The organism is Curtobacterium sp. PhB190 (genome assembly GCF_004365385.1).
Lineage (GTDB): Bacteria > Actinomycetota > Actinomycetes > Actinomycetales > Microbacteriaceae > Curtobacterium.
This window is the reverse complement of sequence record NZ_SODN01000001.1, coordinates 352,664-366,322: the sequence shown is the minus strand read 5'-3', so window position 1 is coordinate 366,322 and position 13,659 is coordinate 352,664. Positions and strand designations below refer to the sequence as shown.

At 72.4% G+C, this 13,659-nt stretch carries 17 protein-coding genes; 2 read left to right on the top strand and 15 right to left on the bottom strand.

Going from position 1 to position 13,659, the window contains the following annotated elements; all coding sequences use genetic code 11:
- Window positions 1-74: 74 nt before the first annotated feature.
- Window positions 75-1,073, top strand: a complete 999-nt coding sequence (locus tag EDF47_RS01650) for an alpha/beta hydrolase (protein ID WP_243648784.1) — start codon at window positions 75-77, stop codon at window positions 1,071-1,073.
- 18 nt (window positions 1,074-1,091) lie between these two features.
- Entirely contained in the window at window positions 1,092-1,721 is a 630-nt protein-coding gene (locus tag EDF47_RS01645) for a hypothetical protein (protein WP_243648785.1), read from the top strand.
- 86 nt (window positions 1,722-1,807) lie between these two features.
- On the opposite strand, the gene EDF47_RS01640 is transcribed toward EDF47_RS01645, so the two are convergent.
- The 15 genes from EDF47_RS01640 to EDF47_RS01570 form a co-directional block, all read right to left on the bottom strand.
- Window positions 1,808-2,350, bottom strand: a complete 543-nt coding sequence (locus EDF47_RS01640) for a DoxX family protein (protein ID WP_133936640.1) — start codon at window positions 2,348-2,350, stop codon at window positions 1,808-1,810.
- Window positions 2,351-2,503: 153 nt separating this feature from the next.
- Window positions 2,504-3,679: a flagellar hook protein FlgE gene (locus EDF47_RS01635; RefSeq protein WP_123292728.1), complete on the bottom strand. Its 1,176-nt coding sequence runs from the start codon at window positions 3,677-3,679 to the stop codon at window positions 2,504-2,506.
- Between the two features lie 50 nt (window positions 3,680-3,729).
- Entirely contained in the window at window positions 3,730-4,173 is a 444-nt protein-coding gene (locus tag EDF47_RS01630) for a flagellar hook capping FlgD N-terminal domain-containing protein (protein WP_133936641.1), read from the bottom strand.
- A 25-nt stretch (window positions 4,174-4,198) separates the two neighbouring features.
- On the bottom strand, window positions 4,199-5,665 hold the full coding sequence (locus tag EDF47_RS01625) for a flagellar hook-length control protein FliK (RefSeq protein WP_133936642.1): 1,467 nt from the start codon (window positions 5,663-5,665) through the stop codon (window positions 4,199-4,201).
- On the bottom strand, window positions 5,662-6,396 hold the full coding sequence (locus tag EDF47_RS01620; RefSeq protein WP_131879957.1) for a C40 family peptidase: 735 nt from the start codon (window positions 6,394-6,396) through the stop codon (window positions 5,662-5,664). Before EDF47_RS01620 ends, EDF47_RS01625 begins: the two co-directional genes overlap by 4 nt.
- Window positions 6,393-6,824 carry a flagellar FliJ family protein gene (locus EDF47_RS01615; RefSeq protein WP_123292724.1) on the bottom strand — a complete coding sequence of 144 codons (432 nt, stop codon included), beginning with the start codon at window positions 6,822-6,824 and terminating at the stop codon, window positions 6,393-6,395. The genes EDF47_RS01620 and EDF47_RS01615 overlap by 4 nt, the downstream gene beginning before the upstream one ends.
- Window positions 6,824-8,167: a FliI/YscN family ATPase gene (locus EDF47_RS01610; RefSeq protein ID WP_133936643.1), complete on the bottom strand. Its 1,344-nt coding sequence runs from the start codon at window positions 8,165-8,167 to the stop codon at window positions 6,824-6,826. The genes EDF47_RS01615 and EDF47_RS01610 overlap by 1 nt, the downstream gene beginning before the upstream one ends.
- On the bottom strand, window positions 8,164-8,826 hold the full coding sequence (locus tag EDF47_RS01605) for a hypothetical protein (RefSeq protein ID WP_123292722.1): 663 nt from the start codon (window positions 8,824-8,826) through the stop codon (window positions 8,164-8,166). The genes EDF47_RS01610 and EDF47_RS01605 overlap by 4 nt, the downstream gene beginning before the upstream one ends.
- On the bottom strand, window positions 8,819-9,877 hold the full coding sequence (fliG, locus tag EDF47_RS01600) for a flagellar motor switch protein FliG (RefSeq protein WP_132100467.1): 1,059 nt from the start codon (window positions 9,875-9,877) through the stop codon (window positions 8,819-8,821). Before fliG ends, EDF47_RS01605 begins: the two co-directional genes overlap by 8 nt.
- A gap of 8 nt (window positions 9,878-9,885) precedes the next feature.
- Window positions 9,886-11,559 (bottom strand): flagellar basal-body MS-ring/collar protein FliF, encoded by a 1,674-nt coding sequence (gene fliF / locus EDF47_RS01595; protein WP_133936644.1) that lies wholly within the window; start codon window positions 11,557-11,559, stop codon window positions 9,886-9,888.
- The gene (gene fliE / locus EDF47_RS01590) at window positions 11,559-11,894 is read right to left on the bottom strand and encodes a flagellar hook-basal body complex protein FliE (protein WP_131879949.1); all 336 of its coding nucleotides are present in this window, start codon (window positions 11,892-11,894) and stop codon (window positions 11,559-11,561) included. The genes fliF and fliE overlap by 1 nt, the downstream gene beginning before the upstream one ends.
- Window positions 11,894-12,289: a flagellar basal body rod C-terminal domain-containing protein gene (locus EDF47_RS01585; protein ID WP_235035933.1), complete on the bottom strand. Its 396-nt coding sequence runs from the start codon at window positions 12,287-12,289 to the stop codon at window positions 11,894-11,896. Before EDF47_RS01585 ends, fliE begins: the two co-directional genes overlap by 1 nt.
- Window positions 12,286-12,630: a flagellar basal body protein gene (locus EDF47_RS01580; protein ID WP_123292719.1), complete on the bottom strand. Its 345-nt coding sequence runs from the start codon at window positions 12,628-12,630 to the stop codon at window positions 12,286-12,288. Before EDF47_RS01580 ends, EDF47_RS01585 begins: the two co-directional genes overlap by 4 nt.
- A gap of 219 nt (window positions 12,631-12,849) precedes the next feature.
- Window positions 12,850-13,188: a hypothetical protein gene (locus tag EDF47_RS01575; protein WP_133936645.1), complete on the bottom strand. Its 339-nt coding sequence runs from the start codon at window positions 13,186-13,188 to the stop codon at window positions 12,850-12,852.
- A complete protein-coding gene (locus tag EDF47_RS01570; protein ID WP_131879945.1) occupies window positions 13,178-13,651 on the bottom strand; it encodes a flagellar export chaperone FliS in 474 nt (157 codons plus the stop codon). The genes EDF47_RS01575 and EDF47_RS01570 overlap by 11 nt, the downstream gene beginning before the upstream one ends.
- Window positions 13,652-13,659 lie beyond the last annotated feature (8 nt).

The following is a 13,659-nucleotide window of genomic DNA, read 5'->3' as shown; positions in this document are numbered from 1 at the left end:
GGACGCGCCCGGGTGCGGGGCCGACGAGACGAGCCCGTCGCGGCGACGATCCGTCGAGCGGGTGGGCCCCGGACGTGCTCGGTCCCGACTTCGAGGCCCGCTCGTTGCCGCTCGAGGACGACGACGAAGGACCGGTGACCGCGACCCTGGTGCGGCGCACCCGGACCCACCGGCTCCCGCGACGGTGGCGGACCGCGATCCCGTGGCGGTCGGGCCACCTCCCCCTGGGCGGCGCCGACGTGCTCTACGTCCACGGATGGTCCGACTACTTCTTCCAACGCGAGATGGCCGAGCACCTCGAGGCGCTCGGCGCGCGCTTCTTCGCACTGGACCTCCGCAAGTACGGCCGGAGTCTGCTGCCGCACCAGACCCCCGGGTACGTCGACGACCTCGCCGTCTACGACGAGGACATCGCTGCGGCACTCGACACCATCGGGCACGGTGACCCCGAGCACGGACGTCGGCGACTCATCCTGTTCGGCCACTCGACCGGCGGGCTGACGCTGGCGCTCTGGAACAGCCGCCACCGGGGTGTGGCCGCCGGACTGGTGCTCAACAGTCCGTGGCTGGAGTTCCAGGCGACCGGCTTCGCCCGCGAGCTGATCGCTCCGCTGATGAAGCTCGGCGCGCGACGCAACCCCCTTGCTCCGCTCCCGACCGTCGACCCCGGCTTCTACACCCGCGCCGTGTCGAGCGGGTCCGACGGCAGCTGGACCTACAACCAGGCCTGGCGTCCGGAGCGCGGCTTCCCGCTCCACCCGGGGTGGCTCGCGGCGGTGTTCGCCGGTCAGGACCAGGTCGCCCACGGGCTCGGTGCCGAGACCCCGACGCTCGTGCTGCTCAGCACGCACAGCCTGCTGTCCCCGAAGTGGTCGGAGGAGATGACCCACGTCGACGTCGCACTGAACGTCGACGCCGTCGCGCACCGGGCACTCTCGCTGGGCGACGACGTCAGCGTCGCCCGGATCCACGGCGCCCTGCACGACGTGATGCTCTCGGAACCCCGGGTCCGCGAGACCGCCTACACCGCCATCCGACGGTGGGCACGCACGCTCCCCCTGCCGGGCGCCTGACCGACCAGGACGATGACGATGACGATGACCGAGAAGCCCGAGCGCCCCCACTGGACGCGCCGACGCGAGGTGGCGACCGTGGTCCTCCTCTCGATCACCGCGGTGGTGACCGCCTGGTGCGGCTTCCAGGCGTCGAAGTGGGGCGGCGAGATGTCCATCTCGTTCAGCCAGGCGTCGAGCGCCCGGATCCAGGCCGCCGACGCCGCGTCCGGCGCGCGCGACGCACGGCAGTGGGACGTCACCATCTGGGTGCAGTGGGTGCTCGCCGATTCACGGGACGACGCCACGCTCCGCAGCTACGTGCAGGAGCGGTTCTCCCCGGAGCTCCGCACCGCGTTCGAGGAGTGGGACGGTACCGGTCGGACCGCGGACGGGCCGTTCGCGACGGACGCGTACGTGCCCGCCGGATCGGACCGCGCGGCAACGCTCTCGGCGAAGGCCGACCGGCAGTTCGACCGTGCCCTCGCCGACAACCAGCAGTCCGACGACTACTCGCTCCTGACGGTGCTGTTCGCCCTCGTCCTGTTCTTCGCGGCCGTGTCGGACCGAGGTGGCCGCGAGTGGGCCCGCATCGCGTTGTTCGTCGCCGCGGTCATCGGCCTCGTCGGCGGGGCGTGCCTGCTCGCCACGTTCCCCGTCCTGGTCTGAGACGGGCGCGAGCGCGGCAGGAGCGCCGACCACGGACAGGACGGGAGGCCCGGTGCCAGCTGGCACCGGGCCTCCCGTCTCGTGGTCTACGCGTCTTCGGGCGCCGCCGCGTCGGACGCGAGCGCCTTCCGACGCTGCGCGACCTGGACCGCGATCGCGACCGGGATCGCGGCGAGGGCGACCGCCCGGAGCCACGGGCGGTCGAACACGTGCCGGGTGGCGTGGTCGAGCGACACCGGACCGGGGCCGCCGAGCGCGAACATCGCCGCCGAGAAGCCGAGGAACGCCGGGAACTCGAAGCCGCCGTCCGCGTTGAAGAAGCCGTTCGGGGTGTGCACGCTCGACGCGACGCCCATCGTCGTCGCGGCGCCCGCACCGGCGATCGGGGTGGCGAGCCCGAGTGCCAGGGCGGCACCGGAGCCGGCCTCGCCGATGCCGGCCAGCACGGCGTTCCGCTTGGCGGGGCGGAACCCCATCGCGTGCATGCCCTGCGCGGTGCCCTCGATGCCTCCGCCGCCGAACGCGCCGAAGAGCTTCTGGGAGCCGTGCGAGGCGAGCACGGCTCCGAGGGCGATGCGGAGCAGGGTCTTGGCGGTGACCGAAGCGGTACCAGTGGTGTGCGAGCTCATGCGCGCGACGGTACGCCGCGACGGTCCGCCGCGACCGGCGATCGTGAGCAGAAATGGTCGGGTCGCCCGGAGGCACCCGACCATTTCTGCTCACGAAGCGCACGACGCGAAGCGCGACGCGCAGCGCACGGCGCCGCGACGCGCGCAGCGCGCCTACCGCTTCAGGTTCGTCAGCTCCTGCAGCACCTCGTCCGAGGTCGTGATGATGCGCGCGTTCGCCTGGAACCCGCGCTGCGCCACGATCAGGTTCGTGAACTCCTGCGACAGGTCGACGTTCGACATCTCGAGGGTGCCCGCCGCGAGCGACCCGACGCCGGCCGAACCGGGACCGCCGACGGTCGCGGTGCCCGAGTTCCCGGTGGCGCGGTAGCCCGAGGCGCCGGTCTTCTCGAGGCCCGCCGGGTTGGCGAACGTCGCGAGGGCGATGCGGCCGAGGGCGAGCGACGCACCGTTCGAGAACGTGCCCGTGACGGTGCCGTCCTTCGAGATGGCGTAGCCCTGCAGGGCGCCGGCTTCGCGGCCGTTCTGCGAGCCGATCGACGCGGTGTTGAGCGAGGCGAAGCCCGTGAGCTCCCCCATGTCGACGGCGATGCCGCCGACCGTGAGGGCGCCGCCGGAGGTCAGCTTGCCGTCGGTGCCGAACGTGAGCGACCCGTTCGTGGTGGTCCCCTGACCGTTGCGTGCGGTGACGTCCCAGCCGGTGCCGGTGCGCGTGTAGGCGAGGGACATTGTGTGCTTGGCGCCCGAGGCGTCGTAGACGGTGGCCTCGCGGGTGATGGTGTCGCCGACGGCGGTCTCGGACGGCAGGTTGCCGGCGACCGAGGCCGAGGTGGTGCGGACGGCCGGTGCAGCGGCGTCGAGCGGCAGCGTGATGTCGGCGAGGCCGCCGTTGTCGTTGACCACGCCGTTGGTGGCCGGGTAGCCCTGCACGATCTTGCCGTCGGCGGTGACCAGGCGGCCGTCCGCGTCGAAGTCGAACGCACCGGCGCGGGTGTAGACGGTGTCGTTGCCGAGGCGGGTGACGAAGAAGCCGTCGCCGGAGATCATCAGGTCGGTGGCCTTGCCGGTGGCCTGGGCGGAGCCCTGCGCGAAGTTGGTGGAGACGCCGGCGACCTGGACGCCGAGGCCGATCTGCGCCGGGTTGGTGCCGCCGACACCGGTCTGCGGTCCGCCGGCACCCTGGGTCATCTGCGACAGGGTGTCCTGGAAGACCGTCGACGAGGCCTTGAAGCCGACGGTGTTGACGTTGGCGATGTTGTTGCCGGTGACGTCGAGCATCTGCTGGTGCGAGCGGAGGCCGGAGATCCCGGAGTAGAGCGAGCGGAGCATGGTGCGTCCTTTCGGAGAGGCAGGGAGAGCAGGAAGGGGAAGAAGAACGGTCAGGAAGCCGGAGCGGTGGTGGTGATGCCGGAGATCACGTCGAGAGCGACCTCCTTCCCGTTCACGGTGACCGTGGGCACGCTGTTCGCGTACGACACGGCCGAGGCGGTCCCGGTGACGGCGGTACTCGTCGCAGCGTCGGTGTAGCTGACCTGCTTGCCGACGAGGTTCGCGGCGGCGATGCGCATCTGGAGCGAGAAGTTCTCGTTCCCCGTCGTGGTCTGGTTGGTGATCTGCTCCATCATCGCGAGCTGCGTCTGCTGGCTGATCATCTGGTTGGTGTCCATCGGCGACGACGGGTCCTGGTTCTGCAGCTGCGTGACGAGCAGCTTCATGAACACCTCGGAGTCCATCGTCTGGGACTTCTTCGCGGTCGAGTTCGCGGCGAGGGCCGCGGCCTGGGCAGCCTGGTCCACGCTGCCGGTGATGGCGTCGATGGGCATGGTCTGGTTCCTGTTCGTGAGCCGGTCAGGCGAGGACGTCGAGTCCCGCGGAGCGGATGGTGGAGGTGGACGTGGCGGCTGCGGAGGCTGGCTGCGCGGCGGAGGTGCGCCGTGCCTCCAGGCCGGTGTCGGCACGCAGGCGGCCGTCGGCCGGTCGCTGGTCGCGACCCGCCGACGTGCCCGGGTGGTTCTGCGACGACAGGTCGAGCGTGGTGCTCAGCCCGGTGCCGGCGGCGTCGCGCCGCAGGTCGGGCAGCACCTGGCGGACCGCGTCGCGTCCCGCTTCGGACGCCGCGAACAGCTCGACGTGCATGCCGTGCGCCGTCACGTGCGCGCGGACCGTGACCGGTCCGAGGCTGTCGGGCACGACCTGCACCGTGACGATGTGCTCCCCGGGGCCGGCCTGCGCGAGCGAGAACACCGGTCGCGCGAGCTGCTGCCCGAGGGGCGCGGGCGTGGCCGACGGAGCGGCGGCCGCCGTGACCGGGGCGGGCGCGGCGGTCGGCGTGGTGGGCAGGACGAAGGGCGTCTCGCCGCCGCGCGTGGTGGTGACCGCCGGGAGGCCCGGATCACCCGCCGTCGATCCCTGCTGGTCCGTCCCGTGGCCGGTCTGCCCACCCTGCGCGGCGGTCGCCGCTGCCACCGTGACGACGGCCGGGGTCGCGGTCGCGGAGCCGTCGGTGGGCTGGGTGGGCTGGGTGGTCGGGCCGGTCGGCTGGAGCGCCGCTGCTGCTGCGGCTGCAGCGGCAGTGGCAGTGGGCGCGCTGCTCGTGCTCGTGCTCGTGATCGTGACTCCGACGGTGCCGGTGCCGGTGCCGGTCGTCCCGCCGGACGGCGTGCCGGGCCTCGGGATGTCCGACGCCGGTGACGGTGCGGACCCGTCGGTGGGGACTACGGCGGTCGGGGCCGGTGCCGGTACGGCGGCGGATGCGGCGGACGCCGTGGTGTTTGCCGACGGCGGGACCGCGGCGCCCGTGTCAGTGGGAGCCCCGGTGGCAGCGGCGGGGACGGCAGCAGACGTTGTCGACGTGGTCGTCTCCGGGGCGGGCGTCGTCGGCACCACGGTGACGTCCTGCGCCGTCAGCTCGGGCGCGTTCGACGTCGCCGGCGTGAGCGGCTCAGCCGGGATCGTCGCTGCGACCGGAAGCGTCGAGACTGAGGCGGGCACCGTCCCGGTGGGCATGGGCATGGGCGTGGGCGTGAGCGCCTGGGCCTCCACGGCGACACCGGTCGCGCCGTCAGCGACAGCCGCCACGTCTGTCCCGGTGCTGGTCGTCGAAGCGTTCGGCGCCGTGGTCGAACCGGTGTCGTCGGCTGCGCGGGAGTCGTCCCGGCGTGCCGGTGCACGCTCGCCGGCACGACGATCGGTCGCGGCGGCCGCGGACAAGGCGGCGTCGAACGACCCGGCACCGCCGGCGTCGGACGTGGCGCGGGCGGGCGCAGCGCTGCTCGTCGGAGCGGGCGCGGGCTGGGTGGCGATGGTCAGGCTCATGCGGCGCTCCCGGACTGCATCATGGACAGCAGCGCGGCGGTCTGCAGGTCGGTGGCGCTGCTCGCGGCGGTGGTCGCGGTCGTCGCCGGGGTGGCGGACGCCTGCGCCGGCACGATGCGGCGGATGGTGGCGATGTCGGCGTCCGAGTACCAGTTGTCGACGATGCGGACGTCCTTGCCGGGGCGCGGCGCGTGCAGCACCTTGCCGTCGCCGACGTAGATGACGACGTGGCCCTCGCCCTTCGGGATGATCAGGTCGCCGGGCTGTGCGTCCTTCAGGGAGCCGACCTCGACGCCCATCTTCGCCTGGTCCGGCACGACCCGCGGCATGGTGACGCCGAGGTCCTTGAACACCGTCTGCACCAGGCCCGAGCAGTCCATGCCAGAGGTCGTCGTGCCGCCGAACACGTAGGGCACGCCGAGGTACTTCTTCGCGTCCGCGACGACGTCCGACCCGGTGGCGCCGCTGCCCGTCGCGAGGGTGCCCGCGCCAGCGTCGACCGACGTGGCGGGCGCGCTGCTGGTGGTCGCCGCAGCGGCGGCAGCAGCGGTCGCGGTCCCGGTGCCGGTGTTCCCGGTCGCCGTGGCCAGGGCGTCGGCGAAGGCGCTCGACGACGCGCTGGTCGACCCGGCGGACGACGACGTACTCGTCGCCGCGGCCGAGCCACCGCGCAGGGTGTCGATCTGGGAGCGGATCTCGGAGATCCGGGAGAGCACCGCTTCGACGCTCATCGGGCACCACCTTCCGTGCGGCGTCGTGCCGCGATCTCGTCGAGGGCGTTCTGTTCGGTGCGGAGTTCCTCGGCGGCCTGCTCGGCGGCGTGCTTGCCCTCGAGCTTCTCCAGGCCGACCGCGGCACGGCGTGCGGCGGTGTACTCCTCCTGTGCCCGGTCGGCGTCCGCGCGGCGGGTCCGGACCACGGCGTCGAGCTCCTCGAGCATCCCGCGGGTCGCAGCACGCGCAGCGGCGACGGCGCTCAGGGTCGCGGCGTCCTCGATCGGCTGCGCGCCCTCGGCGTCGGCGAGGCTGCGGCGCGCGGCGATCCGGGCGTCGGCGGCATCGCGCACGCGCTCGTTCGCGGTCGCGAGCGAGGCAGCGGCGCGGTCCTGTTCGGTGTGCCGCAGGCGCAGGAGCCCCGCGAGCGGGAACCGGCGGGCCATCACGACACCCCCAGCTGCTGCACGAGACCGCCGAGTCGCTGCCAGGACGCGTCGGCGGTCGCCCGCTCGTCCATCCCCTGGCGCAGGAACGCGTCGATCGCACCCTGGTGGTCGACGGCGGCGTCGACGAGCGGGTTCGAGCCGCGCTGGTACGCGCCGACGTCGAGCAGGTCCTGGGCGGCGGCGCGCGCGGCCATCACCTTGCGGAGGGTCGTCGCGGCGCCGCGCTGCGCCGGGCCGGTCACCTTCGAGGCCACACGGGACACCGAGCCGAGGGCGTCCACGGACGGGAAGTGCCCGGTGATCGCGAGCTTCCGGTCGAGCACGACGTGACCGTCCAGGATGCTGCGGGCGGCGTCGGCGATCGGTTCGTTGTGGTCGTCGCCGTCGACCAGCACGGTGTACATGCCGGTGATGCTGCCGACGCGGTCCGTCCCGGCACGCTCGAGCAGCCCGGCGAGCACGGAGAACGTCGACGGCGGGTAGCCCCGGGTGGCCGGCGGCTCCCCCACCGAGAGCCCGATCTCACGCTGCGCCATCGCGACGCGGGTGAGCGAGTCCATCATGAGCACGACGTCCTGGCCGGCGTCGCGGAACGACTCGGCGATGCGGGTGGCCACGAACGCGGCGCGCAGACGCATGAGGGCGGGCTCGTCCGAGGTCGACACGACGACGATCGAGCGGGCGAGGCCCTCGGCGCCGAGGTCGTCCTCGAGGAACTCGCGCACCTCGCGGCCACGCTCCCCGACCAGTGCGATCACGTTGACGGCGGCGTCGCTCCCCCGGGCGATCATCGACAGCAGCGACGACTTGCCGACACCGGAGCCCGCGAAGAGCCCCATGCGCTGGCCACGGCCGACGGTGGTGAGGGTGTCGAGCACCCGCACGCCGAGCTGCATCGGGGTGTCGATGCGGGTGCGTGCCATCGCGTTCGGGGTCGCGTGGTCGAGCGGCACCCAGTCGACGGGCTCACCACCGGCACCGACGAGCGGTCCGCGGTCGTCGATCGGCCGGCCGAGCCCGTCGAGCACTCGGCCGAACAACCCGGCACCCGTCGGCACGAGCACCGGCCGGCCGGTGGGGCGTGCGGGGGTGCCGGCGGTCACACCGGTGAGGCGTCCGAGGGGCATGCAGCGCACGCCGGTGGCGTCGGTCGCGACGACCTCGACGGCGGTCTGCACGCCGTCCTCCGGTCCGACCGTGACGACCTCGCCGACGTGGGCGTCGAGCCCGGCGATCGTCAGCCCGAGGCCGACGGCGCTCGTGACGACGCCGACCCGCTGGGGTGCGGCCTGCCGCAGGGCGTCGTCGAGCCCGCGGGGGCGGAGCAGCGTGGCGGTCACGCGGACACCCCCTGCAGCTCGACACCGAGCGCGGTGCGGGCACGGTCGAGTGCGGTGGCGATCCGGGCGTCGAGGATGCCGTCCGGCAGGTCGACGACGGCGTCGCCGTCCCGCAGCGCGGGGTCGGCGACCACGGGCACCGGCAGGTCGACGTCGGCGACGCGTGCGGCGTCCGCCGGGCTGAGCCGGACGGCCACCGGGACGCTGCGGTCGATGGACGCGAGCGCCCGCCGGACGGTGGTCTCGGCACCGGACGTGATCCGGGCCTCCCGGTCGTCATCGGTACCGACCGCCGGACGGGAGGCACGGATCTCGTACCCGACGATCGCCTCGGCCAGGTCCGTGGCCGCGCTGGCGACGGACGCCTCGGCGTCGCTGAGGACGGGCGCGACCGTGGACAGCATCGCGTTCGTCGCGGCGTCGAGGACGGCGATGCGGCGGACGGTGTCCGCGCGCAGCGACGCGGTCAGCGCGGCGTGCTCGGCCTGCAGGCGGGCGCGCAGGGCGTCCGTCTCGGCCTGTGCGGCGCGGAGTCCCGCGGTGTAGCCGGCGGCGTGGCCGCGGACGTCGGCACCCGACGCACGGTCGGTCGCGGCGGCGGTGCCGATCGCGGGGAAGGCGATGCGCTGCACGGTGCCGGCGGTCGTGGTGTCAGTCAACGAGCTCGTCCTCCTCGGCACGGTGCACGGTGATGACGCCCTGCGCCTCGAGCTCGCGCACGGAACGGACGACCTCGGCGCGCGCTTCCTCGACCTGCGAGACGCGGACCGGGCCCATGGCCTGCAGTTCGTCGTCGAGCAGCGAGCGGTTGCGCTCGGACACGTTCGCGCGGATCGTCTCGACGACGGGTCCGGCGGCACCCTTCATGGCGGTCGCGAGGAGCTTCGAGTCGATGCCACGCAGCACCTGCTGGATGTCGCGGGACTCGAGCTTCACGATGTCCTCGAAGGTGAGCATGCGCGAGCGGATGTCCTCGGCGAGTTCCGGGTCGCGGGCCTCGAGTCCGTCGAGCACGGCCTTCTCGGTGGCGACGTCGGAGCGGTTGATGATGTCGACCAGGGGCGCGATGCCGCCGACGACCTCGACGCTCTCGCGCGGCGACACGACGGCGCCGGCGCGCTGCCGCAGGACACCGGCGACGATCCCGACGGCCTCGGGGGTCGCGCTGCCCATCGTGGCGAACGCCTGCGCGACGTCGGTGCGGACGCGCTCGTCGACACCCGCGAGGACGGCGCTCGCCTGACCGGGCTTGAGGTGTGCCAGGACGAGGGCGATGGTCTGGGGCAGCTCGCCCTCGAGCAGGGTGATGACCTGCCCGGGCTCGGCGTCGTCGAGGAAGTCGAAGGACTGGCCGGCCAGGTTCGAGGCGAGTCGGTCCATCACGCCGGCGGCGCGCTCGGCGCCGAAGGACGCCTCGAGCAGCCCGAGCGCGGTCTCCTTGCCGCCACGCTTCTGCAGCCGGCCGCTCATCGTGATCCGGTGGAACTCCGACATGGTCTGGTCGACGACGGTGTCCTCGACGCGGCGCATCCGGACGATCTCGGCCGAGATCTCCTCGGCCTCCATCTCGGTGAACTGCTTCATCACCTCGGCCGCGCGGTCGGTGTCCATCTGCATGAGGATGAGCGCGACCTTCTGGGCGCCGGTCAGCGCACGGTCGTTCGAGCCCTTGCCGGTGCCCGGGCCGTTGCCGTTGCTGCCGCTCGGCATCAGGGCGCTCACACCGGTGCCCGGTCGTCGAGGAGCCCGCGCAGGAGCTCGGCAGTGTGCTTCGGGTCGCGTTCGGCCAGCGCGGAGATGTCCTGACGGCGGCGCTCGGCCGTGATCTCGTCGGTCGTCAGCACCTCGGTCGGCGGGTCACCGGCGGGCATCGTCGAGAGCACGGCGGTGGGGGCGTCACCGGCACCGAGGGTCGCGCGGTCGGCGGCGCCGTCCATCGCGAGGGGCAGCTGGAACGTCTCGCCGGCGAAGGCGTCGAGTTCGCCGAGGTCGACGGCCTCGCGCTCCTGCTTCCGGCTGCGACGGGCGATGACGAACATGACCGCGATGAGCGCGAGCAGGATGCCGATGACGATGCCGGCGGTGCGGATCGACGACCACAGGGCTTCCTGCTGGTCGGCCTTCTGCTGCGCCTCGAGGGCCTTCGCAGCCTGGTCGGCTCCGCTGGTGTCGAAGTCCATCATCGCGACCTTCACCTGGTCGCCGCGGTCCTGGTCGACACCGGCGGCGGCCGACACCAGGTCGTTGATGCTCTGCAGGTTCGCGTTCTGCACGGCGTCGGCCTTCGAGTTCAGCGCGACCGAGATGGTCTGCCGGTCGAGGGACCCCGACGGGATCTGCGTGGTCTCGGTGGTGTGGTCGACGGCGTTGTTCTTGGTCGCCGACTCGTTGGTGTAGCCGTCGTCACCGGTGCCGCTCGTGGCGGTGCCGTTCGGCACCGCGATGTTGTCCGGGCCGAGGACCCCGGTCGCACCGCTCGACGCCCCCGCGGCACCCGAGCCGTACTGCTCGGTGGTGCTCGACTCGTTGAGCGCGACCGGACCGGAGGTCGGTGACGTGTAGCTCTCCGACGTGCGGGTGCCGGACTCCTGGTTCATCGTGCCGGAGACCACGACGGTCGCGTTGCCGGCGCCGAGGGTGGTGTCGAGCAGGTCCTGGATCTTCTTGCTCGTCGCGGCGTCGTAGTCGGCGGCCTGGTCGGCACCGCTGCCGGTCGCACCGGTCCCGACGGCGGACAGCGTCTGCCCCTTGGCGTCGACGACCGAGACGTCGGTGGTCTGCATGCCCTCGACCGAGGCGCTGGTCAGGTGCACGATCGCCTGCACCTGGTCGGTGCTCAGCTGCGTGCCGTTGTCGGTGGCGATGAACACCGACGCCGTCGGGTCCTTCTCCTCGGACACGAACACGGACTTCTCCGGGATCGCGAGCTGCACGGTCGCGGTCTGCACGCCGTCCATCGCACCGATGGTCTTGGCGAGCTCGCCCTCCATCGCCCGCTTGTAGGTGACGTCCTGCTGGAACTCCGAGCTCGTCACGCCCATCTGGTCGAGCAGCGAGTAGCCGCCCTCGTTCGACGACGGCAGCCCGTTCGACGCGGCCTTGAGGCGCTCCGAGTACACCTGCGCCTGCGGCACCAGGATCGTCGCGCCGCCGTCGGTGAGCTGGTACGGCACACCGTCGGTCTGCAGCTGGTCGGTGATGGAACTCGCGTCGGCGGCGGCCAGCCCGGTGAAGAGCGGCGCGTAGGACGCCTTGCCGAGCCACGACGCCAGGGCGATCCCCCCGAGCACGAGCGCGGCGATCACCAGGATCGCGATGGTGCGCTGGGCGGCGGAGAAGCCCTTCACGTACGCGGACAGGCGCGCGAAGACGTTCTTGACGGCGACGGGCATCAGGCCTGCATCCTCATGATCTCGTTGAACGCGTCGACGCCCTTGTTGCGGACGGCGGAGACGAGCTCGAGCGTGACCTGCGCGCGGGTGGCGGCGATGGTCGCGTCGTGGATGTCGTCGAGGTTGCCGGTGACGGCCTTGAGCGCGAGGGTCTTCGAGTCGCTCTGCAGCGCCTGCAGCCCGTCGACGGCGTTCCCGAGGCTGGCGGCGAACCCGCTGCCGTCGGTGCTGGTCGCACCCGTAGCGCCGGTGACGTCGCTGGAGGTGCCGGACACACTGGTCAGTGCGTTCGTCATCGCGTTGGTGGTCACACCGTTGACGGCGTCGATGGGCATCAGTTCTTCCCGATCTGCAGTGCCGCCTCGTAGGCGGTCTTGGCACGGTCGACCACGGCGGCGTTCGCCTGGTAGCCGCGCTGGGCCATGATGAGGTCCGCCATCTGCGTGCCGAGGTCGATGTCCGGCATGCGGACGTAGCCCTCGTCGTTCGCGAGCGGGTTGTCCGGGTCGTAGGTCACGCGGCCGGCGGCGCTGCCGAACGCGGCGCCCTTGACGTAGGCGCCGGACACGCCGTTGCCCTCCTGGACCTCGACGTAGCGGGCCTGGAACGCGGTGTCGTCCATCGACTTCACGGTGTTCGCGTTCGCCATGTTGTCGGCGACGGCGTCGAGCCACTTCCGGTGCACGGTCATGCCGGTGCTCGCGATGCCGATCGCGTCGAAGGTCGTCACGAGTTCGTCCGCATCGCCGCACGGACGCTCGTGAGCTCGGAGTTCATCGCCTGCGTGGCGAACTGGTACCGGAGCACGGTGTCGACGTTGGAGAGCGTCTCCTCGTCGAGGTTGACGTTGTTGCCGTTCGTGTTCGTCGGCTCGAGGCTGCGGGCGACCGTCGGCGCGGTGTTCCCGCTGCCGTCGGTGATCGACTTCGCCAGGGCGTCCTCGAACTGGACCTTCTCGGCGTGGTAGTTCGGCGTGTTGATGTTCGCGATGTTGTTCGCGATCACCTTCTGGCGCATCGACAGGCCGTCGAGTGCGCTCTGCAGCGCGACGCTCGTCACGGAATCGAACACGGTGGTCCCCTCGTCAGGCGTCGCCCGTGGGACGTCGCCGTGCGGTGGTGGCCGATCCGTGGCCGAACTGGTGAGCGATCCGTGCTCGTGTGGCGCTATCGGTGCCCGTCCCCGGCCGCGTTAGCCCTCGCCCCGAACGGGGGTGGCACCACTTCTGCGACAGACCACTCGTCGAACGACGCGTGCTTCGTCGCGGAACAGGTGTGGCGGGAGCGCGGGTCAGGCGGACGCGTCGAGGTACACCGCGCCACGGGGCTCGCGGGTCGCGTCGACGGCGCGCAGCGCACCGAGGTGCTCGAGCGTCGCCCGTCGGTCCGACTCCAGTTCCGAGATGCGGTCGCGCTGCGCAGCGAGCAGTCGGGAGGCACGCCCCACCAACGCGCGCGGCACCGGACCCAGCCCGGCCGGCTCCGACCACCCCACCACGGCCGTGGGGTCGGCCGCCTGTCGGGCGGCGTCGTGTTCCAGGGAGTCGAGCAGGGCCTCCCAGGCGAGGCGGTGGTCGACCTGCTCGGGCGACGGTGTCGTTTCACGCGACGGTGCCGGTTCAGGCGACACCGAGGGCTCCGCCCGTCGACTGCTGGCGGGTCGGCGTCGCCGGCAGCGACGCGGCAGCGTCGTGCCACGACTGCCGCAGGGGTTCGAGGATCCGGATGCAGTCGCGCGTCGCCTGGACATCACGGTGCACGTTCGCGGTGATGAGGGACGTCGACGCGTAGTTGTAGACGGCGAGCAGGCCCTCGCCCCCGTCCCAGACGTCGATCCGCAGCGTGGACGACAGCTCGCCGACGATCGCCTGCGCGTGCAGCAGCTGCTCGCGGGCGGCGTCCCAGTCGGCGCTGGTCTGTGCGGCCTCGGCGCGGTGCAGGTCGAGCAGCAACCGGTCGTAGAGCATCGTGACGAGCTGCGCCGGGGTGGCCGACAGGACGGCCTCGTTCGTGTACTGGGCGCGACGCTGGTCGGTCACGGTGCGGGGCTGCGCGGCCTGGCGGAAGGCGGCGGCCTGGAAGTCGAAGGTCATGGTGATCC